The organism is Nonomuraea sp. NPDC003709 (assembly GCF_040610775.1).
GTDB classification, from domain to species: Bacteria; Actinomycetota; Actinomycetes; order Streptosporangiales; family Streptosporangiaceae; genus Nonomuraea; species Nonomuraea angiospora_A.
In genome coordinates, this window is record NZ_JBEXMW010000001.1 from 291,519 (window position 1) to 312,402 (window position 20,884).

Below are 20,884 nucleotides of genomic sequence, written 5' to 3' on the forward strand. Positions count from 1 at the left end.
ATTGTCACTCCCGTAGTCCAAGCTGAACCCGTCCGCTCTCGCGAAGGGGTGCCGTTCGTGTCGATCCAGGTCGCCGGCCGCCGTCGTTCGGCTGCCTCACTCGCCAAGGCCTTCCCCGGCGCCGAGGTCATCGACGTGACCTCCAAGGCGGACGAGCCATGGGTGCGGCTGAGCCCGTTCTACCCGCACGGGGGCATCCCCGTCCCGCAGACCCCGGGCGTCACCAGCCAGAGCGTCGAGGGGATCTGGCAGGCGCTCAAAGTCTTCGAGACCGCCGACGTCGACCCGGCCAAGCTCGCGATCACCACCATGACCGGCCTCAAACGCACCGTACGCAAGTACGGCCCGGTGCGCGGCCACCGCGACGGCCTCCACGGGGACCGGCTGCTGACCTACCAGGCCGCGCGGCGCCGCATCTACCTCCCGGCCTACCGCTGGGTCCTGGAGCACAAGACCGGCGATCTCGTGGAGCGTCTGCGCCTGCTCGCCGCCGACCGCGAGGTCGTCCTCCTCGACTACACCACCAACGGCGACATCGACGACCCCGCCACCCCGCTCTCCCACGCCGCGCTGATCTGCCTGCACGTCCAGGAGAAATGGCCCGAGGAAGACTGACCCGTAGTCACCATCAGGTTCCCCAGTCACCAAAAAGTGCGTTCTTCCATGTCAGGGCACACTCTCTTATGGTTTCTGAGTAACTACAAGAGATCACGGGCGTCCCGGTTCGGCGGACGCCCGGACAAGGAGGCAGGCGACATGGCCATCACTCTCGTCAACCCCGACGGATTGCCCCACATCGATGTCTACCGGCAGGTGTCGATCGCATCAGGGACGAAGCTCGTCTTCCTCGCCGGACAGGTCTCCTGGGACGCCCAGGGGGTCACGGTCGGCGAAGGCGACCTCGCCGCGCAGGTCGAGCAGTGCTACCTCAACATCGCCACCGCCTTGGCCGGGGTAGGCGGCTCCTTCGACGACGTGGCGAAACTGACCGTCTACGTCGTCGACTGGACCCCCGACAAGATGCCCGCGCTCCTGGAGGGCATCTCCCGGGCAGGAGCGAAGCTGGGGGTCACTCCGGTCCCACCGGCCACACTGCTGGGCGTTGCGGCACTGGACATCCCCGAGCATCTGGTCGAGATCGAAGCCACCGCGATGCTCAGCGCATAAAAGGGGATGAACCTCTCCAGGGTTCGGTGCGAGGCTGGGCTCGTGAGCGACACGCAAACCGTGGTCCTGGTCGAGGGAGTCAGTGACAAGTCGGCCGTCGAAGCGCTGGCCGAGCGCCGTGGCCGGAATCTGGCGGCCGAAGGCATCTCCCTGGTGGCGATGGGCGGTGCCACGAACATCGGGACGTATATCGGCAAGTTCGGCCCTCCCGGTCGCGATCTCCGGCTGGCCGGTCTGTGCGACGTCGGGGAGGAGGGCGACTTCCGGAGGAGCCTCGAGCGCGCCGGCCTCGGATCCGACCTCAGCCGAGGCGATCTGGAGGCGCTCGGATTCTTCGTGTGCGTCGCCGACCTGGAAGACGAGCTGATCCGCGCCCTCGGCACCGCCATGGTCGAGCAGGTCGTCGACGCCGAGGGCGAGCTCAGCTCGTTCCGCTCGCTCCAGAAGCAACCCGCATGGCGCGGGAGAGCCACCCACGACCAGTTGCGCCGGTTCATGGGGTCAGGCGGCGGCCGCAAAATCCGCTATGCCGGCCTGCTCGTCGCGGCCCTCGATCTCGATCGCGTGCCGCGACCGCTGGACATGCTGCTGGCCCACGTCGCCGGGTGAGGCCTGACGCGCGAGCGCTCCCCGCGGGCTTGTGGGCCCAGGGGGAGCGCTCGTCGTGGTTCGGTCGGGGCTAGGGTTACCAGTCGCCGCCACCGAAGTCGCCGCCACCGAAGTCGCCTCCGCCACCGAAGTCGCCCCAGCCGCCGCCGTCTCCGCCGCCGCCGCCGAAGTCACCGCCACTGCCGAAGTCGCCTCCGCCGCCGTCGGCGTAGCCCTCGGCATAGCCGGCGCCGTAGCCGCCGTAGCCGAAGCCGCCGCTGAGCAGGCTGCCCATCATGGTGCCGATGAACATACCGGTCATGATGTCGCCGAAGCCGCCGTAGTAGCCGTACGCGTACGGCTGGTACGCGGGCCCCGCGTCGTAGTAGGGGCGGCGCTGGCCGTCGACCATGACCTCGCGCATCTGCGGGTCGAAGCCGCGCTCCACGGCCTCGGCGTCCATCTTGCAGGCGGGCACGTCACGGACGGCGCCACCGGGCGGGGCCCAGCGGACGTCGCGGGCGGACGGGCCATGCTGCGGGTTGAAGAAGCAGGGGGCCCGCCGCTCGGGGACCGGGTCGTTGTGGACCTTGGCCTTCACCACGGCCAGCGCGTAGCGGCCGTCCTCGAGGGTCTGGGTGACCTCGCGGACCTGCTCGGCACGCTGGACGTTGGCCAGCTGGGTCTTGGCCTTCTCGTAGGAGTCGAGCGCCTGCTGCCACTCCTCGATGTGCTTGCCGCCCTGGCCGGCGAGCGTCACGTCGGTGTCGAGGGAGGTGATCTCCTCGCCCAGCTTGGTGACGTCCTCGTCCACGGTCTGCTTGACGGCCGCCAGGTCCTTGGCCTCCTGGATGGCCTTCTTCTTCTTGCGGTTGCTGGAGTAGAGGAAGTAGCCGCCACCGCCGACCACGACCAGGCCGCCCAGGGCGATCAGCGCGGCGGTGCCGCCGGCGCCGGGGTTGGCCTGGCTGCCGCTGTCGAGCGCGGAGCGCTTGCCGTCGACGGCGAGGTCAACGCGGTTGACGAAGTCCTTCATGCCGTCCACGACGTTGCCGGAGTTGGCACTCACCGCGAGGTTGGCCAGCCTGCCCGCGACACCCTCCTGGCGGAAGGCGCTCGAGGCCGCGAACAACGTCTCGCCGTCGAGCACGGCGAACGTGGCGCGGTTGCGGCCGGCCTTCGTGAGCTCGGAGTTGAGCGAGCTCATGTACGACGCAATCGTGGAGTTGTCCAGCGTGCCGTCGGGGAGCGCCACGGTATAGATCTTGCTCTTGGCCCCCTTCAGCGCGTCACGGATCTCATTCTGCTGGTCCGACGACAGCGATGAACCGGACTCCACGAAAAGCGGGTCCTTCTTGTCCTTCCAGTAGGACACCACCGACTGAGCATCAGGGGGTGCCGCCGCGTTGGCGGCAGGGGACAGCGCAAGCACGACGATTAGACCGGCGATCAGAGCCGCAAGCGCGGCCCCTGCTCGGCGCAGCGAGTGGGTCATTGGCAGCAAGCCTCCTTCGCCCATGAGGACGAACGAGCGGTCGGCAAAGTTCCTCACTGTCGCACGTTACCTGTCCGCGAGCGCGCGGGCGCACACCGTGGCGAAGATGCCGGAATCTCCGTCAGGTGTCCTTGATCTCACAGATCGCGGCGCCCGACGTGACCGTCTGCCCGACCGCGGCCGTGAGCCCCGTGATCGTGCCCGACTTGTGGGCGGCCAGCGGCTGCTCCATCTTCATCGCCTCCAGCACCACGACCGTGTCGCCCTCGTTCACCACGTCCCCGTCCGTGGCCACGACCTTGACGATCGTCCCCTGCATGGGGCTGACCAGCGCGTCTCCGCCCGCCGCCGACGCCTTCCCGGCGCGGGCGGCACCGCGTCGCGGCGCCTTCGCGGGCGCCGGCGCGGACGCGCCGAACCCGGCGGGCAGCACCACTTCGAGGCGTTTGCCCCCGACCTCCACCGTCACCGTCTCGCGAGCGGCGGCGCCGGCGTCCGGGCCCGAGGCGATCTCCTCCTCGTACGGCGCGACCGTGTTCTCCCATTCCGTCTCGATCCACCGCGTGTGCACCGAGAACGGCGAGGAGACGAACGCCGGATCGGACACGACGGCCCGATGGAAGGGCAGCACGGTGGGCATCCCCGAGATCTCGAACTCGGCCAGCGCCCGCCGCGACCGCTCCAGCGCCTCCTGCCGCGTCCGGCCCGTGACGATCAGCTTCGCCACCAGCGAGTCGAACGTCTGCGGCACCGTCATCCCGGCCTCGTAGCCGGCGTCGAGGCGCACCCCGGGCCCGGCGGGCGGGCGCATGACGGTCAGCGTCCCGGGGGCGGGCAGGAAGTTGCGCCCGGCGTCCTCCGCGTTGATCCGGAACTCGATCGAGTGCCCGCGCAGCTCCGGGTCGCCGTACTCCAGTGTCTCCCCGTCGGCGATCCTGAACATCTCCCGCACCAGGTCGATCCCCGACACCTCCTCGGTGACCGGGTGCTCGACCTGCAGCCGGGTGTTCACCTCGAGGAATGAGATGGTCCCGTCCTGCCCCACGAGGAACTCGCACGTGCCGGCCCCGACGTAGCCCGCCTCCTTCAGGATGGCCTTGGAGCCGGAGTAGAGGATCTCGAGCTGCTCCCGCGACAGGAACGGCGCCGGCGCCTCCTCCACCAGCTTCTGGTGGCGGCGCTGGAGCGAGCAGTCGCGCGTGCTGACCACGACCACGTGGCCGTGCGCGTCGGCCAGGCACTGCGTCTCGACGTGGCGCGGCCGGTCGAGGTAGCGCTCCACGAAGCACTCGCCCCGTCCGAACGCCGCGACGGCCTCGCGCACGGCCGACTCGTACAGCTCGGCGACCTCGTCCAGGTTGCGCGCCACCTTGATGCCGCGCCCGCCGCCGCCGTACGCCGCCTTGATCGCGATCGGCAGCCCGTGCTCCTCCGCGAACGCCACGACCTCGGCCGCCCCGGAGACGGGGTCCTTCGTGCCCGCGACCAGCGGCGCGCCGACCTTCTGCGCGATGTGCCTGGCCCGCACCTTGTCGCCGAGCGCGGCGATGGCCTCCGGCGGCGGGCCGATCCAGATCAGGCCCGCGTCGATGACGGCCTGCGCGAAGGCGGCGTTCTCGGCCAGGAAGCCGTATCCGGGATGCACGGCGTCGGCGCCGGAGCGCCGCGCGACGTCGAGCAGCTTGGCGATGTCGAGGTAGGTCTCCGCGGGGGACTGACCACCCAGCGCGTACGCCTCGTCGGCGACCTTGGCGTGCAGGGCGTCGAGGTCCTGGTCGGCGTAGACGGCCACACTTCCGATCCCGGCGTCCTGGCACGCGCGGGCCACCCGTACCGCGATCTCGCCGCGATTGGCGATCAGAACCTTCCGCACCGACCTAAGTCCTTCCTGAGAGGTTCAGCGGCCCAGGTACGCGCCGCCGTTCACATGGAGCACCTGCCCGGTCACATGCCTGGCTCCCGCGGAGGCCAGGAACAGAACGGTATCGGCGACGTCAGAGGGGGTGCCGGGGCGCCCGTTCCGCGTGTTCTCCACGCGTGCCCTGATGCCGTCCTCGGTCAGCCGGCCGCGGAAGAACTCGGTGTCCAGGACGAGGCCGGGGGCGACCACGTTCGCGGTGACGCGCCGGGGGCCGAGCTCGGCGGCCAGGTCGGCGGTCCAGGACTCCAGGGCGGCCTTGGCGGCGCCGTACGAGCCGGAGCCCGTGCCGTGCGCGGCGATGGAGCCGACCGAGACGATCCGGCCGCCCTCCCTCAGGCGCGGCGTCAGCGCGGTCGTGACGAGGACGGCGGACATGAGGTTGGCGTTGAGGTTGGCCCACCAGGCCTCGGCCACGTCCGTCAGCTCGCCGGGCTGCCTGCGGTCGAGGTTGGTGTTGCCGCCGGCGTTGTTGACCAGCACGTCCACGTGCGGCGGCAGGCTGCCGATCGCCTCTTTCACGGCGACGGGGCTGGAGGCGTCGAACGCCACGTGCGCCGCCCCGAGCCGCGCCGCGGCCTCCTTCAGCACGTGCTCGCGGCGGCCGGTGATGGTCACGCGGTCGCCGAGCGAGACGAACGCGGCCGCGACGGCGTATCCGATGCCGGTGCCTCCGCCGGTCACCACAACCTCGCGCATGACCCGAGCGCTCCCCGAGACGAATCCGAACAGTCCTCGGGTAGACCATAGCCGCTCGGTATAACTCAGGCGACGGTAGGTGGTCACCCCTTAAGTTGAGGGCGCTTTCCCCATGTTCCAGGAGGTATGCATGAGCCAGAGCATGCTCGGCGGCGACCCCGCGGAAATGCAGCAGATGGCCAGTCAGTTCACGCAGCAGTCGGAGGCGGTCCGCACCACCATGACCGCGCTCGACCGCGAGGCCGCCAAGGTCGGCACGGCGTGGACGGGGCCGGGCGCCCAGCGTTTCCAACAGGCGTGGCAGAACTACCGCACGGCCTTCCAGCGCATGACCGAGGAGTTGCAGGAGGCTTCGCGCGTCATCGGCACCTACCGCCAGAACATCGAGTCCGCAACGAAATGAGCAACGGATCGGGGCCCTGGCAAGGGAGCCGGGGCTTCCTTCCCTCAAAGCCGAACCGAAGCCGAAGCCGAAGCCAGACCGATGCCGATGCCGATGCCGGACCGAAGCCGGACCGGCGCTGATTCCGGCCTGATTCGGGGCTGATTCGGGCAGGCCCCGCCGCCGCCCGAATCCGGCAAGCTACGCTTTTTCCCCATGATTGGTCGCGCCTTGGTGGCGAGCGTGCTCGCCCTGCAGGTCCCGCTGGCGCCCGCGGCCGTGAGGGACGAGTGCCGGCCGCCCAGGGGCACCATGCAGGTGGGCGAATCCTGGGCGCAGAAACGGCTCGACCCCAAACGCGTCTGGTCGCTGTCCACCGGTGCGGGCGTGAAAGTCGCCATCGTCGACAGCGGCGTCGATCTGCAGCATCCGCAGATCCGCCTGGCGGGCCGGGCCGACCTCACCGGCACCGGCTACCGCGACTGCGTGGGCCACGGGACCGCGGTGGCGGGCATCATCGGCGCCCAGTACATGCAGGGCGTGCTCTTCTACGGCATGGCGCCGGGCGCGCGGCTGCTGTCGTACAAGCAGACCGCCTCCGAGCGGAACGGCGACCCCGATCTGCTGGTCAAGGCCATCAAGGCGGCGGCGGACGAGGGCGCCAAGGTCATCAACGTGTCGGTCTCGACGAGCGACCTGCCCGCGCTGCGCGAGGTGGTGCAGTACGCGCTCGCCAAGGACGCGGTGATCGTGGCCGCGGCCGGCAACGTCACGAAGGAGGACGGCACCCCCGTACCGGCCTATCCGGCCGCCTACGAAGGGGTGCTCGCGGTCGGCGCGGCGGGCCCGAACGGCATCCTGTCCAACTTCTCCAACGTCAAGACCCCCGTCGCCGTGCTCGGCCCCGGCCAGGGCGTCACGTCCACCTGGCCCGGCCGCTCCTACTTCAAGGACCTCAACGGCACCAGCTACGCCGCCCCCTACGTCGCCGGGGTGGCCGCGCTCGTCCGGGCCCGCTTCCCGAAGCTGGACCAGGCCCAGGTACGCCAGCGCATCATCGCCACCGCCGACGGCGCCACGGGCGGCGGCAAGGGGGCGGGCATGGTCAACCCGATGCTCGCGCTCAGCGCGATCCTCCCGTACGAGCCCGCCGGCGCCCCCGTGGTCGCGCCCCCTCCGCCCAGCCCGCTCGCCGCGGAGGCCGTGGCCAAGGTCCCGCCCGTGGACCACGACGCGATCGACCTGGCCCTGATCGTCGCCGGGTCCGCGCTCGGGCTGGCGCTGCTGGTGGCGATCGCCCGCGTCATGATCCCGATGGGCCGCCGCAGGGGCTGGCGGCCCGGCCGCCCGGAGTGACTCGGGCTGCAAGGAAACAAAACGGTGAATTGTCGGGTACGGCCCGAAACTTCTGATGCTGAAGTGAAAGATCTGGTTCAATGTGTCCAGATCATGCTTGGCCGTGAAAGGTTTAGTCATGCACGCTTTGCGCCCTGGTGATCCCGAGCGGATCGGCGATCTCAGCATTGTTGGCCGGCTGGGAGAGGGGCCGCGGGGCGAGGTGTTCCTTGGCCGCGAGTCCGAGGACGCCCCCATCGTCGCGGTGAAGCTGCTCCCGGCGGAGCCGGACGCCGACGCCGACGCGCCGGTCAAGCACCTGGCAGCCAAACAGGTCTCCAGCTCGTACGTGGCCAGGGTCCTGGACGCCGGAATGCACGAGGACCGCCCGTACGTCGTCAGAGAGCACGTCGAAGGCAAGAGCCTGGCCCAGGCGGTGGCCGACGACGGCCCACTGACCGGGGACGCGCTCGAGCGGGTCGCGGTCGGGGTGCTGACCGCCCTGTCGGCCGTCCACCTCGCCGGCCGTTCGCACAAGTCGCTCACACCCCACAACGTGATCCTCGGCCCCGAGGGCCCGCGGGTCACCGACGCCGGGATCGGCGAGCCGGTGGGCGAGATCGCCTACCAGGCCCCCGAACAGCTGCTCGGCCTGCAGTACGGCCCCTACGCGGACGTGTTCGCCTGGGCGGCGACCATCGCGTTCGCGGCCACGGGCAAGGCGCCGTTCGCCGACCGTGACGCGGTGCTGACCGGTGAGCCCGAGGTGGACATCGAGGCCGAGCCGGTGCGCAGGGTGGTGCTGGCGGCGCTGTCCAAGGAGGTCGGCAAGCGGCCGACCACGTACAGCGCGCTCATGCAGCTGCTCGGCGGCAACGCCAAGCCGCCCGCGGCCCAGCAGACCGCCATCGAGGGCGTGCCGATCCAGGGCATCCCGATCCCCGGCGTGCCCGGCCAGGGCGGTCCCGTGCCGCCTCAGGACACGCTGGTCGCCGGCCCGCCGATGCTGCAGAACGGCCCGCCGCCCGTCCAGGGTCCGCCGTTCGTGCCGGGCCCGCCCATGCAGGGTCCCCCGATGCAGGGTCCGCCCATGCAGGGCCTGCCGGTGCCGCATCAGCACCAGTCCGAGACGCCGATGTGGGGCCCGCCGGAGCCGGACCAGCAGCCGCAGCACATCAGGCTCGAGGCCGTGCCCTCCGGGCCCGCCGCCCGGCCGCGCCGTGGCTTCCCGCTGGGACTGGTCGCCGGGGTCGCCGTGGTCGCGCTCATCTCGGCCCTGGGCCTGTGGGGCGCGAACAGGTACGTGAAGCTGCAGCAGGTCAACCCGGCCTCCATGGCGCAGGCCAACGCGGACGAGATCCCGGTGCCCGCCAGCGCCCCGGCGACCACCGGCCCGCAGGGTACGGACCCCCTCGGCGGCGGCGCCGATCCGCAGCAGACGCAGCCCGAGGCCACCGTGCCCTGGGGCGCCACGGCCGCCCCGGACGACTCGGGCGTCGGGCCGCTGACGCTGCCCACCGAGTGGTCCTCGACCTCGGCCGCGCCCCAGGTGCCCGAGCTGACCACCGTGCCCACGACCCCGGCCGCGATCCCGACCCAGCCGGTCCCGACGCAGCCGGTCCCCACGGTCACGCAGCCGGCCGCGAACAACACGGCCGAGTCGACGCCGACGCCCAGCAAGACGCGGCACGCGAAGCCGACGGCGACGGTCACGAAGACGGTGGACAGGACGCCCACGCCGACGCCCACGCCGACCGAGGAGCCCACGAAGGAGCCGGAGCCCACCCCGACTCCGACCAAGGAGCCGACGAGGGAGCCGGAGCCCACCCCGACTCCGACGAAGACCACGGCCAAGCCGACTCCGACGCCCACGAAGACGACGGCCAAGCCCACGCCCACCCCCACGAAGACGACGGCCAAGCCGACGCCGACCCCGACCAGGACCACGAACCCGTACTCGCCCACCCAGGTGTGCGGCTCCGGCTTCTCGGTCCAGCGGTCCAGCCCGTTCGGGGGCGGGGTGACGTACCAGCTCTGGAACAACAGCACCGGCCAGAACTGCGTGGTCACCATCAAGACCACTGACATCGGCAAGAAGACGCCGGTCAGCGCGACCCTGGAGGTCCAGGGCGGCGGCAGCCAGACGGACTCCGGCAGCTTCGAGTTCTACGCCGGCCCGGTCAAGCTGCCCGCCAGGGGCAAGTGCGTGCGCTTCTCCGGCAGCGCCGGTGGCACGAGCACCAGCGCGGCCTGGGGCAGCTGCGGGGCCTGAGCGCCCTTTCGAACGACAGATGGGCCCGGATCGCTGAGATCCGGGCCCATCTGTCGTTTCAGTAGCCGACGTAGTCCAGGCCGCGCTTGGAGTTGACCACGCCAGGCACGTTCGACACCGAGCCGTAGCGCGAGATCGCGTACCGCACGCCCGCGATGATGTTGTCCACCGGGTCGTAGATGTTCTTGTGCCCGGCCAGCGAGTACGAGCTGAACGTCGGGTCGATGGTCTGCATGAGGCCCTTGGACGGCGTGCCCTTGGCCGCGTTGGAGTCCCAGTTGTTGATCGCGTTGGGATTCCCGCCGGACTCGTGCTGGATGATCATCCAGATGTCGCTGGCGTTCATCTTCGAGGCCGGCACGCCGTTCTTCTCCAGGATCGCGATGGCCTGCTCGATCCACTGCTTGACCTGGCCCGTCGGCGCGGGACCGCCTCCGGCGGGCGGGGGGCCGCTGGGGCCGTAGCCCCCGAAACCGGACGGGCCGCCGCCGCCGGGCCCGTTCCCGCCGGCCCCTTGCAGGGTGGTGCGCGGCTGGTACTCGGGATCCGGCTCCCATTCGATCTTCCGCCCGGGCGCCGGTGTGAAGTCCTGCGTGGAGACATCCGGGATCGCGTGGAAAGTGAGCGTGCGATCGTCCAGGAACCCGTTGATGTCCTTCTTGGCCTTGCTGACCGCCTTGTTCGCCGAGTCCACCCACGGCTGGGCCTCGGTCTTGGCCTGGTCGACCAGCTTCCTCAACCCGGGCTCCACGTCCGCCTCCTTGGCGTCGGGGTGCTCGCGGTAGTAGGTGGTCTTGTAGGTGGCGGCGCTGGTGGTCAGGTCCCGGCAGATGGAGCTGATCTCGGTGTGCGAGGTACGCAGCGCCGAGGCGGCGGCCTCGAGCGAGGCCGCGGAGTTGGACAGCGCCAGCTTCAGGTCCTCGGCCGCGGTGCCGTACTTGCGCATGTAAGTGGCGAACTGGTCGGAGGAGTGGCCCTTCCAGGCGTCGTCCACCGTCTGGACCGCGGCCCCCAGCGCGCCGTCGAACTCGTTGACGTCGCCCGACACGCTGCGCCAGGCGGTGGCGATCTTGTCGATGGCGCCGGGGTCGCCGGTCACCTTGTTCAGCATGGTGTCGAGCGCGTCGCCTCCGGGCAGGTGGGCGACGCTCATGAGGTCGCCCTGTGCGCCTTGCGGATGTTCTCCTCCACGTTGCTCAGACCCCGCTCGACCCCGCCGAGCTTCCTGCGGGCCTGGTCCATCTCGCCGATCACGGCGGTCCAGACGCCGTTCGCGGCCGTGGCCAGCGTGCCGGAGTCGTCCAGGTGGCCGAAGGTGGTGGCGGCGACGGCGGTGCGGTTGTTGTGCGGCTCACCGCGGTCGTCGTAGGTGAGCTTGCCGGGGTTGCGTTCGTTCAGCGTCTCCTCGTACTGGCCGGCGGCCTTGTGGATGGCTGTGCGGCACTTGTCCAGCGCCGAGAGGTAGATCTCCAGATCGGCCATCATTCTCCCCGTGTCTTGTCCGCGTCCAGGTATGCCGTCTGCGTCAGGCGCGCGCCGTATCGCCGGTCGACCAGGAAGCCGCGGCCCGGCGGCAGTGTCTGAGGCCGTACGTTGCCGAACAGGTAGCCCTCGTCCTTGTTGCCGGACATGAGCAGCGCCGGCGTGGCCATGTCCTTCATGCGCTGGATGACCGGGTCGAACATGGCACGGCCCGCGCCGCCCATCTGGCGGGCCAGCACGACGTGCAGGCCGATGTCGCGGGCCTGCGGCAGCAGGTCCACCAGCGGGTGCAGCGGGTTGGACGAGGTCGCGACCAGGTCGTAGTCGTCGACGATGATGTACAGGTCGGAGCCCTGCCACCAGCTGCGGTCGCGCAGCTGCTCGGGCGTCAGGTTGGCCGGGGGCAGGCGGCTCAGCAGGGCGCCCTTGGCGTCGTTGATGAGGTCGGCGGCGGCCGCGCTGGAGGCGGCGTAGCCGATGCGGTGCGGGGTCACCGCGGAGTCGAGCAGCGCCCTGCGGTAGTCGATCACGATCATCATGGCTTCGCTCGGCTGCTTGCGCGCCACCAGCCCCTCGGAGATGAGCCGCAGCAGGTTCGACTTGCCGCTCTCGTTCTCGCCGAAGACCACGAAGTGCGGGTCGGCGTCGAAGTCGAGGGAGACGGGCGCCAGCGCCGCCTCGTCGATGCCGATCGGGATCCGCTCCCGGTCGTCCGGCAGCGCGGAGACGGGCAGGACGGCGGGCAGCAGCCTGACCCGCGGCGCGGGCGTGCCCTGCCAGGAGTCCCGTACGGCCTGCACCAGCGAGCGAGCCCCGGCCGCCAGGTCCGTGGAGTTCTGCACCCCGTCGATCCTGGGCAGCGCGGTCAGGAAGTGGAACCCGTCCTTCGTCAGCCCCCGGCCCGGCGCCGCCTCCGGCACGGCCAGCGCCTTCTTCCTGCTGACCTCCGACTCGTAGGCGTCGCCGAGCTTGAGCTCGATCTTGGTGCCGAGCAGGTCACGGATGCTCGGCCGGAACTCCGACCACTTGTTGGTCGCGGCGACGAGGTGGATGCCGTAGCCGAGCCCGCGCGCCGCGATGTCGGTGATGGTCGGCTCCAGCGAGTCGAACTCCTGCCTGAGCGTCAGCCAGCCGTCCACGACCAGGAACACGTCACCCCAGCCGTCGCTCTGGATCGCGCCCTCCGCGCACAGCTGCCGGTAGGAGGCCATCGACTCGATGCCGTGCTCGCCGAAGTCGCGCTCGCGCTGCTCCAGGATGGCGCCGATCTCGGCCACCGTACGGCGTACCCGGTCGCCGTCGAGGCGGGTGGCGACGCCGCCGACGTGCGGGAGCCCTTCGAGCGAGGCGAGCGCGCCACCGCCGAAGTCGAGGCAGTAGAACTGGACCTCGCGCGGCGTGTGCATGAGCGCCATGCTGGCCACGAGCGTACGTACGACGGTGCTCTTGCCGCTCTGGGTGCCGCCCGCCACCCCGACGTGTCCGGCGGCACCGGAGACGTCCAGCCAGAACGGGTCACGGCGCTGCTCGAACGGCTTGTCGATGATGCCGATGACGGCGTGCAGCTGGCCCCGGCCCTGCCAGCCCGCGGTCGTCAGGCCGAACTCGGGGGTGACGGAGAGCGGGGGCAGCAGGTGCGCCAGGGTAGGCGGCTCGGCCAGCGGCGGCAGCCAGATGCGGTGCGCTCCCGGGCCGTGCCCGGCCAGCCGGCCGACCACGACGTCGAGCAGGCTGCGCTGGTTGCCGCCCGCGGGCTCTTCCTGCTCCGACTGCGTCGCCAGCTGGACGGGCTTGGTGATCTCGGGCAGCGGCATGTAGGTGGGGCCGTACTCGACGACCTCGCGGATCGCCGCGGTGCCGTCGGGGGCGACCGTCTGCGCCGCGTCGTCGTGGTGGGCGCCGGAGACGTAGGCGGCCTTGAATCTGGTCATACCGGTCGTGTCGAACTTCAGGTAGCCGTTGCCCGGCGCCGACGGCAGCTCGTACGCGTCCGCCACGCCGAGCACGACCCGGCTCTCCATGGCGGAGAACGTCCGCAGGCCGATCCGGTAGGACAGGTGGGTGTCCAGGCCGCGCAGCCGCCCCTCCTCCAGCCGCTGGGAGGCCAGCAGCAGGTGCACGCCGAGCGAGCGGCCCAGCCGGCCGATCATCACGAACAGGTCGATGAACTCGGGCTTGGCCGACAGCAGCTCGCTGAACTCGTCCAGCACGATGAACAGCGTCGGCATCGGCCGCAGGTCGGCGCCCTGTTCGCGGGCCCGCTCGTAGTCGCGCAGCGAGGCGTAGTTGCCCGCCGCGCGCAGCAGCTCCTGCCGGCGCACCATCTCGCCGTGCAGCGCGTCGTGCATGCGGTCGACCAGGGGGAGCTCGTCCTCCAGGTTGGTGATGACGGCGGAGACGTGCGAGAGCCCCTCCAGCCCGAGGAACGTCGCGCCACCCTTGAAGTCGACCAGGACGAAGTTGAGGATCTCGGAGGAGTGGGTGATCGCCAGGCCCAGTACGAGCGTGCGCAGCAGCTCCGACTTGCCGGAGCCGGTCGCGCCGATGACCAGGCCGTGCGGGCCCATCCCGCCCTGCGCGGACTCCTTGATGTCCAGCTCGACCACCCGGCCGTCGCCACCCATGCCGATGGGCACGCGCAGCCGGTTGCGGCCCGCCCTGGGCTGCCAGGTGACCGCGGGCGAGAGCCGGCCCGGGTCGCCCACGCCGAGCAGCTCGGTCAGCGTGGTGTTGGTGCCGAGCAGGTCCTGCGACTCGCCGCCGGAGCCCGCTGAGGCCCGCAGCGGCGAGAGCTGCCTGGCCAGGCCCTCCGCGCGCGCGTAGTCCAGCTTGTCGGGGTCGCCCAGCCGGGTCGTGGACCGCTTGCCCGCGTGGTCGATCTTCACCATGTGGAACCCGTCGGGCTGGATCTCCAGCCGCAGCGTGCTGGCCTCCTCGACCGGCCCCGTCACCTCCGACAGGTCGATCACCGTGACGCCCTGGATGGCGTCGCTGCCGAGCTGGGAGTCGTGCGGCACGTGCCCGCCGTCCACGATCACCACGTGGTACGGCAGCGCGTCCGACGCCGTTCCCGGACGGAACCTGGCCCGCTCCTTCAGCTCGTCGCCCACGAGCTGGTCGAGCTGGGACAGGTTCTCACCCATCAGCCGCACCTGACCGGCCGCGTCCATCTCCTCGGGGTGCAGCGCGTGCGGCAGCCACTTGACCCAGTCCCAGTGGGGCATCGACTCCTTGCCGGCGCACACCAGGACCCGCATGTCGTCGGGGGAGTGGAAGGTGACGAGCTGGGCGATGATCGCCCGTACGAGGCCGCGTACGGCCCGCGGATCCCCGCTGAGGTGGATCCGGGCGAAAGAGTTGAGCGCCACCGCCACGGGCAGCTCGGACACCGTGGAGTGGGCCCGTACGAACCTGCGCAGCGCGCCGGCCGTCAGCGCGTCGAGGTCCTCGACCGGCTTGGAGTCGGGCGGGATGAGCTGCACGGCCAGCTTCTGCACGCCGGTGCCGAGGCGTACCGTGCCGAAGTCGTCGTCGCGGGGCCTGCGCTCCCACAGGCGCGGCCCCATGGCCACCCACCAGAGCGCTTCGGGGGCGGGGCCGCTCCACTCCAGTGCCTCGCGCTGCTGGACGGCGGCCTTGCGGACCCTCTTGCGGATCTGGGAGAGGTAGCGGAAGTAGTCGCGGCGCAGGCCGTTGAGGCGGTTCTTGCGCTCGCCCGCGTTGCGGCCGAACTGGCCGACCGTCATGCCCAGCATCGAGACCGCGAACAGGCCGCTGGCCACGTACATGATGGGGTTGGCGTTACCGCCCGCGGTGAACATCAGCCCCATGGCCGCCCCGCCTGCCAGCATGGGGACGTACATGAGGACGCCGGTCATACCGGCGGGCTGCACCTCGGGGATCTCCGGCGGAGACTCCAGCAGGATTTCCCCACGCGGTGGCTGGGGGCTGGGACGGCGTTCAGGACGCCGAACAACAACAATGCTCACTGACGGGACAACCCTCCTGTCACCTGGAACACTTTCTTACCAGACGTGCCATCCCTATATGTTCGGCATGTCGGATTTCGTCAGCCAGACCTGGAGTGGCCGTGACCTCGCTCGCCCACCAGCCGATGCAGCCCATGCGGCCGATGCCGCCCGGGCCGCCCGGGCTGCCGCCGACGCATCCAGGCGCTCAGCCGCAGATGCGCGCGCCGGTGGCGCCGTTGTGCCACGTCACGATCGTGGCCCCGCGCCGCCGCGTCGATCTGGCGCTGCCTGCCGACATCCCGCTCCCGCACGTGCTGCCCGGCCTGCTGCGCGCGGTCGGCGAGGCCGGCGGCGACGCGGCCGGACCGCCCGGCTGGGTGCTCCAGCGGCTCGGAGGCGCGCCGTTCGACCTCGGGCAGACGCTCGCGTCCCTGGGCGTGCTGGACGGCGAACTGCTCTACCTGCGGCCGCGCGAGCTCACGCTGCCGCCCGCGCTCTTCGACGACGTGGCCGACGTGGTCGCCACGGGCGTCAAGGACAGCTCGGGCAAATGGGAGGCCCGCCACACCCGGGCCATGGGCGCGGGCGCCGCCGCCATCATGCTCGCGCTCGGCGCGCCGGCGCTGGTGCTGTCCGGCAGCGCGCCGCTGGGCGTGACGGTGGTCGCGGGCATGCTCGCGCTGCTGCTGATCGGCGTCAGCGCGGCCCTGTCCCGGGCCGTCGGCGACTCCTCCGCGGGCGCGCTGATCGGCTACGCGGCGCTGCCGTACGCGTTCCTGGCCGGCCTGTACGGCCTGGTCAGCGGCTCCACCCTGGCCGGGCTCGGCGCCCCGCACCTGCTGGCCGCGCTGACCTGCACCGCGCTGGTTGCCACCATCGGCGGCACCGTGGTGGCCGACGGAGTCGCGGGTTTCCTCGGTACGGCCATCGCGACCGTGGCGGGGGCGCTCGCGTCTGCCGCGGTCATGGTGTTCGCCCTGCCCGCGGCCGGCGTGGCGGCGATGACGGTGACGATCCTGATCGCGTTCAGCCCGCTGATCCCCACGCTGTCGTTCAGGATCGCCAGGGTGCCGCTGCCGGCCCTGCCCACCAACGCCGAGGAGTTGCGGGCCGACAACCAGCGGCTGGACAGCGAGGGCGTCCTGGCCCGCACCGCGCAGGCCCGCCGGTACGCGACCGGCATGGTCGTCGGCATCGTGCTCACCGCCATCGGCGCGATGGCCTTCCTGGTCACCACGCCGACCTGGATGGCGGTCTCGATGACCGTCGTGCTCTCGCTGGTACTGCTGCTGCGCGCCCGCGTCTTCCACGGCCTCGGCCAGCGGCTCTGGCTGCTGGGCACCGGCCTGGCCGGGCTGATCGCGGTGGGGATCGAGCTGAGCGCGGGCGCGGGCACGGTGGCCGCCGCGGCCGTCGTGATGGGCGTGCTCTGGCTGGCGATGCTGGTCGTCGGGCTCGGCCTGTGGCTGCCGTCCGGGCGGCTCTCGCCGTTCTGGGGGCGCGCGGGCGAGATCGTGGACGTCATCCTGCTGATCGCGCTCTTCCCGCTGGCGCTGGGCGTCCTCGACGTCTACACGTGGATCCGCGGCTTGGCGGGCTGACCGCCTCGACCCGCTTTCGACGACTCGCCGAGGCGGCCCGGCGGGCCGCCTCGGCAGGTCAGATGTCGCGGGGGTCCTGCTCGCCGAGCCGCCGGAGCCGGTCGTTCCGCTCGGCGGTCTCCGCGCCGAACCTGTCCTGGAACTCGGCGAACTGCCGCTGGATCTCCTCGAGCCCGATGATCTGCGACTGCGGCACGGCCAGCAGCTCCTGGGCCTGGCGCCCCTGGTCCTCCTGTGCCTGGCGCACCGCCTGGACGACCTCCTCAGCCAGGGTCCTGACGTCCAGCCGCAGGACGCGCGGCGAGAAGACCACGTTCTGGAGCCGGCCGTCGGCGTCCACGACCGCGGTGGTCAGGCCGCTGCGGCTCTCCCCCTTGCCGGTGATCAGCTGCAGCTCGGCGGCGGCCGCGGCCAGGCGCGTGAGCTCGCGCTCGTTGTCCCGCAGGAGTTTGTCCACGTCGTCGTCGGTGTAGTCCATGACACGCCACGCCATCGGCGCCGGGTTAACTGGAGGCGATCACAGGCTGGCGGGCCGCTGAATCGATCATGAAGATCGAGGCAAGTGTGCCACTTAGTAGCGATATGTGGACAAGAATGCCGATTTGTGGGGCAACAACAGGGTAAAACGGGGCAAGAGATCTACGTCACCTCCTCCACCATCGCGCACACGCGAAAGCGCGTCGACGAGGAGCTGCATCCGAACGTGGAGTTCATCCACGGGCTCATGTCGTACACGGCCGTGGGCGGGCTCGGCTTCGGTGCGATCGGCGGCGTGATGATCGGCGGCGCGTACGAGGAGTTCCGCCGCTGGGCGGACACCACGTTCACCGAAATGGAAGACGCCGTGGAGAGCTGGTCGGACGCCCTCGAACGGGCCAGGCGCAACTGGCGCGCGGCCGAGGAGGCCAGCATCGTGAGGTACCGCGGCTGATGGGCACGCCAGATCCCTGGGGCGGCGCTCCGGACCCCTGGGCGCACACCCAGACCCCGCCGGCCACCCAGGCGCCTCCTGGCAATCCCTACGGCACGCCGGCCCAGCCGGGCGCTCCGGACCCCATGGCGCGGGCGGCCACGCCACCGCAGCCGGCCGCCCCGGATCCCTGGGCGCACACCCGGCCCCCGGCGCCGGGCCAGCCGGTGCCCGCCAATCCCTACTCCAACCCGTACGCCAGCCCGAACCCCTACTCCACGACGCCCACCAGCCCGCGCCCGTACCAGCCGCAGCCCAGGCCCGTTCCCGGCAACCCCTACGCCCAGCCCGTCACCCACACCCCCCAGAACTACGCCGCCAACGGCGCCCAGCGCGCGAACCTGGGCGCAGGGAGGTTCGGTCCGGCTCCGGAGATGAACGCGGCCCGCTCGTCCTTGCCGTCGCTGGGGGAGAAGGCGCTCAACATGCTGAAAAGGGCGGGCAAGCTCGCCCTGGGCCTGGCTCCCGCCATCGCCATCTGCGGCGGGATGCTCGCCAACGAGCCGGGCATGGCCCAGGCGGTCAGCGTCTGGCAGAGCGGCATGGCCCAGCGGCTCGACGGCGGCATGAAGAACCTGCTCCCGCAGCTGCGCGACACGGCCAAGGACGGCTGGATCGCGATGGACCGCGACGAGTTCGACCGGGTGCTGTGGACCTTCCAGCGCGAGTCCGAGGTGCTGCGCAACGTCCTCAACACGGGCGGCAGCTCGCTCGACGAGGTCGCGGCGGCCTACCGGAGCTTCTGGACCTGGGTCCTGCGCACGTCGGCCGCCGCGCTCGGCCTGCTCATCGCCGCCAAGGCGCTGCAGCGGGTGCCGCAGAGCTCGGTGTGGGGGGTGCTGATGGAGAAATACATCACGGCCGAGGTCAACATCGCCACGCTCTTCCTGGCCACCTCGCTGGCCAGCACCCTGAAGGAGGGCGGCGAGGTGCTGTCGACCATGGTGAAGCGGAACCACCAGTGGAACTACATCACGCCGGGCGGCGAGGCCGCGGTCAACTTCAAGTCGATCGAGATCGACGCCAAGAAGTACCCCTCCTTCTCGGAGCCCGCCAAGAAGAACGGACTGCCCCCGCGCTACCAGGACTTCGACTGGATCGAGCCGAAACGGGAGATCTCCAAGCCCTGATGGATAGGGTGGTGAGAAAAGCGGCTTCTGTGTCTTGTGGGGTATGAGGGATGATCGAGCGGGAATTCGGCGCGCTGGACATCGACCGGATCCTCCGGAACGCCGACCAGCAGATGGCGCGGGCCGGCGAGTTCCAGCAGGTCCTGCAGGACCTGACGGGCCACGCCCAGGACGAGGACGGGTTCGTCATGGCCGAGTGCGGCAGCACGGGGCTCAAGGAGCTCGTCCTGCACCCCAAGGCCATGCGCCTCAACTCGGCCGACCTGGCCGAGCGCATCAAGGTCGTCATCGCGGAGGCCAACGCCGACCTGCAGCGGCGGATCTCGGAGGAGATGGGCAACGTCTTCGGCGAGGAGAACAACCCCATGCGCTTCGCCCAGAACCCCGAGGGCGGCCTGGAGCTGGTACGGCAGGCCGAGGCGGCCTACAACCGCACGTACGAGGACCTCATGGGAGAGCTGGACAGGATCCGGCAGCGCATGGAGGGCTGAAAAAGCCCGGCTCACGTGGCGTGAGCCGGGCTTTCTTGTTTTCTGTCAGCCGATGCGGTCGGGGCCGGCCTGGTGCGCGGAGGACCAGATGTCCCCTTCGGGGTCGTAGATCTCGCGGTTGCGCTCACTGCTCTGATCGCCGCCCGCGCCCATGCCGCCCGGCGGGTACGCCATGAGCCCCGTCCCCGAGGCCCCCGGCCCGCCGCGGAGCACCGACGGAGCGGCCCCCGATGCCGAGCCGCCCGCGCCGTACCAGGTGCTCGGGCCGCCGCCGCTCTGCCCCGGAACCGGGGAGAACGGGGTGCTCGTCGGCACCTGCGTGGTGGGGTTGGTGAGCACGGTGGGCGTGGACTGCTGCGGGTAACCGGTGGTCTGCGGCGTCGTGGTGGTGGTGGTGGGGAAGTTCGGGTTTCCGGCGTCGGCGAGCTGGGTCTTCGGCTGGTCTGCGCCGATCACCGGAGGCACGCTCTGGTCCTGGTCCCCGGGCTTCTGCGGCGAGCCGCCGGTGTCCGTGCCGGTGCCCGGCTGCTGGGGGTTGTTGGGGTCCTGGGTTCCCGTGGACGGGTCGTCCTGACCCTTGCCCGGGTCATGGCCCGGATCGTCGCGCCCCGGGTCCTGGTCCTTGCCGGGGTTCTGGTCCTTGCCGTCGGTGCCGTCGGAGCCGTCACGGCCGCCGCCGGTGCTGCTGCCGTCGGAGCCGGACGAGCCCTTCGAGCCGTCGCCCGTGCCGTCGCCCGTCCAGTACCTCGTCTCGCCCGACGGCGTCTTCGTGCCGCTGCCGGGGTCGAGGGGCTGCTGCTTCTGGGTCTCCACCACCATGGGCTGGATCTCGGGCAGCTTGAACGCCAGGCCGTCGGCCATCTGCGCGTTCAGGTCGTTGATCTTGTTGTTCAGCTGCTCCAGATGCGCCCGGGCCGCCGAGTCCACCAGGTACCCGGCGGTCCCCAACTGCGGGTTGAAGTTCGTCGTCGGCTCGTTGTCGACGTTGGTCGTGGTGCTGAGGGCGGTGGGCCCGGGCATGGTCGTCTTGGACGTCCTGAGCTGCTGGGCGTACTCGACCATCGGCTTGCCGGTCTTCTCCATGGCGTCGCCGAGCGCCGCGGCGCTCGCGTGCAGCAGCCGCAGCGCCTCCAGCGCCGTCGTGGCCCCTTCGCCGCGCCAGACCTCCGCGAGCTCCTCAGCGGCCTTCAGGAGCGTGCCCTCGAGCCCGCTCTTGCCGTGGACCAGACCGGCCGCCTTGACGTAGCTGTTGCCGGCGCTCTCGATGCGGTCCGGCTGGGTGTCCTTCAGATAGGCGACGATCTGGGCCCTGGTGACGAAGATGCCCGGCTTGCTGTTGCCGAGGTAGTCATAGAGCCTGATCGGCTTCCACTCATCGCCCAT

General features: G+C 70.9%; 18 protein-coding genes. 10 read left to right on the forward strand and 8 right to left on the reverse strand.

Annotation, left to right across the window (positions count from 1 at the left end; translation table 11 throughout):
• Positions 1 to 57: 57 nt before the first annotated feature.
• The 3 genes from ABZX61_RS01460 (at position 58) to ABZX61_RS01470 (ending at position 1,776) form a co-directional block, all read left to right on the forward strand.
• Complete coding sequence (locus tag ABZX61_RS01460; RefSeq protein ID WP_355190587.1) at positions 58 to 615, forward strand: hypothetical protein; 558 nt, start codon at positions 58 to 60, stop codon at positions 613 to 615.
• 141 nt (positions 616 to 756) lie between these two features.
• Positions 757 to 1,167 carry a RidA family protein gene (locus ABZX61_RS01465; protein ID WP_355190589.1) on the forward strand — a complete coding sequence of 137 codons (411 nt, stop codon included), beginning with the start codon at positions 757 to 759 and terminating at the stop codon, positions 1,165 to 1,167.
• Between the two features lie 42 nt (positions 1,168 to 1,209).
• A complete protein-coding gene (locus tag ABZX61_RS01470) occupies positions 1,210 to 1,776 on the forward strand; it encodes a TOPRIM nucleotidyl transferase/hydrolase domain-containing protein (protein WP_355190591.1) in 567 nt (188 codons plus the stop codon).
• A gap of 76 nt (positions 1,777 to 1,852) precedes the next feature.
• Here the strand turns inward: ABZX61_RS01470 and ABZX61_RS01475 are convergent, their stop codons facing one another.
• The 3 genes from ABZX61_RS01475 to ABZX61_RS01485 form a co-directional block, all read right to left on the reverse strand.
• The gene (locus tag ABZX61_RS01475) at positions 1,853 to 3,250 is read right to left on the reverse strand and encodes a hypothetical protein (protein WP_355190593.1); all 1,398 of its coding nucleotides are present in this window, start codon (positions 3,248 to 3,250) and stop codon (positions 1,853 to 1,855) included.
• A gap of 121 nt (positions 3,251 to 3,371) precedes the next feature.
• Positions 3,372 to 5,123 (reverse strand): biotin carboxylase N-terminal domain-containing protein, encoded by a 1,752-nt coding sequence (locus tag ABZX61_RS01480; RefSeq protein WP_355190595.1) that lies wholly within the window; start codon positions 5,121 to 5,123, stop codon positions 3,372 to 3,374.
• Positions 5,124 to 5,147: 24 nt separating this feature from the next.
• The gene (locus tag ABZX61_RS01485) at positions 5,148 to 5,867 is read right to left on the reverse strand and encodes an SDR family oxidoreductase (RefSeq protein WP_355190597.1); all 720 of its coding nucleotides are present in this window, start codon (positions 5,865 to 5,867) and stop codon (positions 5,148 to 5,150) included.
• 130 nt (positions 5,868 to 5,997) lie between these two features.
• Here ABZX61_RS01485 and ABZX61_RS01490 point away from each other — a divergent pair, with 130 nt between their 5' ends.
• The 3 genes from ABZX61_RS01490 to ABZX61_RS01500 all read left to right on the forward strand — a co-directional run bounded on the left by ABZX61_RS01490 (position 5,998) and on the right by ABZX61_RS01500 (position 9,856).
• Positions 5,998 to 6,270: a WXG100 family type VII secretion target gene (locus ABZX61_RS01490; RefSeq protein WP_026214895.1), complete on the forward strand. Its 273-nt coding sequence runs from the start codon at positions 5,998 to 6,000 to the stop codon at positions 6,268 to 6,270.
• A 195-nt stretch (positions 6,271 to 6,465) separates the two neighbouring features.
• Positions 6,466 to 7,605 carry a S8 family serine peptidase gene (locus ABZX61_RS01495; protein WP_355190599.1) on the forward strand — a complete coding sequence of 380 codons (1,140 nt, stop codon included), beginning with the start codon at positions 6,466 to 6,468 and terminating at the stop codon, positions 7,603 to 7,605.
• Between the two features lie 118 nt (positions 7,606 to 7,723).
• Positions 7,724 to 9,856: a protein kinase gene (locus ABZX61_RS01500; RefSeq protein ID WP_355190601.1), complete on the forward strand. Its 2,133-nt coding sequence runs from the start codon at positions 7,724 to 7,726 to the stop codon at positions 9,854 to 9,856.
• A gap of 58 nt (positions 9,857 to 9,914) precedes the next feature.
• Here the strand turns inward: ABZX61_RS01500 and ABZX61_RS01505 are convergent, their stop codons facing one another.
• The 3 genes from ABZX61_RS01505 to eccCa are packed head-to-tail and all read right to left on the reverse strand — an operon-like array spanning position 9,915 to position 15,327.
• On the reverse strand, positions 9,915 to 11,009 hold the full coding sequence (locus ABZX61_RS01505; protein ID WP_355190603.1) for a transglycosylase SLT domain-containing protein: 1,095 nt from the start codon (positions 11,007 to 11,009) through the stop codon (positions 9,915 to 9,917).
• The gene (locus tag ABZX61_RS01510) at positions 11,006 to 11,341 is read right to left on the reverse strand and encodes a hypothetical protein (RefSeq protein WP_350731418.1); all 336 of its coding nucleotides are present in this window, start codon (positions 11,339 to 11,341) and stop codon (positions 11,006 to 11,008) included. The genes ABZX61_RS01505 and ABZX61_RS01510 overlap by 4 nt, the downstream gene beginning before the upstream one ends.
• A complete protein-coding gene (eccCa, locus tag ABZX61_RS01515; protein ID WP_355190605.1) occupies positions 11,338 to 15,327 on the reverse strand; it encodes a type VII secretion protein EccCa in 3,990 nt (1,329 codons plus the stop codon). Before eccCa ends, ABZX61_RS01510 begins: the two co-directional genes overlap by 4 nt.
• A 101-nt stretch (positions 15,328 to 15,428) precedes the next feature.
• On the opposite strand from eccCa, the gene eccD reads away from it, so the two are divergent.
• Positions 15,429 to 16,910 (forward strand): type VII secretion integral membrane protein EccD, encoded by a 1,482-nt coding sequence (gene eccD, locus ABZX61_RS01520; RefSeq protein WP_355190607.1) that lies wholly within the window; start codon positions 15,429 to 15,431, stop codon positions 16,908 to 16,910.
• Between the two features lie 58 nt (positions 16,911 to 16,968).
• Here the strand turns inward: eccD and ABZX61_RS01525 are convergent, their stop codons facing one another.
• Positions 16,969 to 17,403 carry a YbaB/EbfC family nucleoid-associated protein gene (locus tag ABZX61_RS01525; RefSeq protein WP_355190609.1) on the reverse strand — a complete coding sequence of 145 codons (435 nt, stop codon included), beginning with the start codon at positions 17,401 to 17,403 and terminating at the stop codon, positions 16,969 to 16,971.
• A gap of 111 nt (positions 17,404 to 17,514) precedes the next feature.
• On the opposite strand from ABZX61_RS01525, the gene ABZX61_RS01530 reads away from it, so the two are divergent.
• The 3 genes from ABZX61_RS01530 to ABZX61_RS01540 are packed head-to-tail and all read left to right on the forward strand — an operon-like array spanning position 17,515 to position 19,501.
• Positions 17,515 to 17,841 carry a hypothetical protein gene (locus ABZX61_RS01530; protein ID WP_350731426.1) on the forward strand — a complete coding sequence of 109 codons (327 nt, stop codon included), beginning with the start codon at positions 17,515 to 17,517 and terminating at the stop codon, positions 17,839 to 17,841.
• Positions 17,841 to 19,010, forward strand: coding sequence for a hypothetical protein (locus ABZX61_RS01535; protein ID WP_355190611.1), 1,170 nt, complete (start codon positions 17,841 to 17,843; stop codon positions 19,008 to 19,010). Before ABZX61_RS01530 ends, ABZX61_RS01535 begins: the two co-directional genes overlap by 1 nt.
• Before the next feature lie 50 nt (positions 19,011 to 19,060).
• Positions 19,061 to 19,501, forward strand: a complete 441-nt coding sequence (locus ABZX61_RS01540) for a YbaB/EbfC family DNA-binding protein (RefSeq protein ID WP_355190613.1) — start codon at positions 19,061 to 19,063, stop codon at positions 19,499 to 19,501.
• A 45-nt stretch (positions 19,502 to 19,546) separates the two neighbouring features.
• Here the strand turns inward: ABZX61_RS01540 and ABZX61_RS01545 are convergent, their stop codons facing one another.
• The gene (locus tag ABZX61_RS01545; RefSeq protein ID WP_355190615.1) at positions 19,547 to 20,884 is read right to left on the reverse strand and encodes a hypothetical protein; all 1,338 of its coding nucleotides are present in this window, start codon (positions 20,882 to 20,884) and stop codon (positions 19,547 to 19,549) included.

What these genes read in the sequence shown, in the direction of transcription:
- ABZX61_RS01465 (WP_355190589.1), top strand. Translation starts at nt 757, where the DNA reads ATGGCCATCACTCTCGTCAACCCCGACGGATTGCCCCACATCGATGTC.
- ABZX61_RS01475 (WP_355190593.1), bottom strand. Translation starts at nt 3,250, where the DNA reads ATGACCCACTCGCTGCGCCGAGCAGGGGCCGCGCTTGCGGCTCTGATC.
- ABZX61_RS01485 (WP_355190597.1), bottom strand. Translation starts at nt 5,867, where the DNA reads ATGCGCGAGGTTGTGGTGACCGGCGGAGGCACCGGCATCGGATACGCC.
- ABZX61_RS01490 (WP_026214895.1), top strand. Translation starts at nt 5,998, where the DNA reads ATGAGCCAGAGCATGCTCGGCGGCGACCCCGCGGAAATGCAGCAGATG.
- ABZX61_RS01495 (WP_355190599.1), top strand. Translation starts at nt 6,466, where the DNA reads ATGATTGGTCGCGCCTTGGTGGCGAGCGTGCTCGCCCTGCAGGTCCCG.
- ABZX61_RS01500 (WP_355190601.1), top strand. Translation starts at nt 7,724, where the DNA reads ATGCACGCTTTGCGCCCTGGTGATCCCGAGCGGATCGGCGATCTCAGC.
- ABZX61_RS01505 (WP_355190603.1), bottom strand. Translation starts at nt 11,009, where the DNA reads ATGAGCGTCGCCCACCTGCCCGGAGGCGACGCGCTCGACACCATGCTG.
- ABZX61_RS01510 (WP_350731418.1), bottom strand. Translation starts at nt 11,341, where the DNA reads ATGATGGCCGATCTGGAGATCTACCTCTCGGCGCTGGACAAGTGCCGC.
- ABZX61_RS01525 (WP_355190609.1), bottom strand. Translation starts at nt 17,403, where the DNA reads ATGGCGTGGCGTGTCATGGACTACACCGACGACGACGTGGACAAACTC.
- ABZX61_RS01535 (WP_355190611.1), top strand. Translation starts at nt 17,841, where the DNA reads ATGGGCACGCCAGATCCCTGGGGCGGCGCTCCGGACCCCTGGGCGCAC.
- ABZX61_RS01540 (WP_355190613.1), top strand. Translation starts at nt 19,061, where the DNA reads ATGATCGAGCGGGAATTCGGCGCGCTGGACATCGACCGGATCCTCCGG.
- ABZX61_RS01545 (WP_355190615.1), bottom strand. Translation starts at nt 20,884, where the DNA reads ATGGGCGATGAGTGGAAGCCGATCAGGCTCTATGACTACCTCGGCAAC.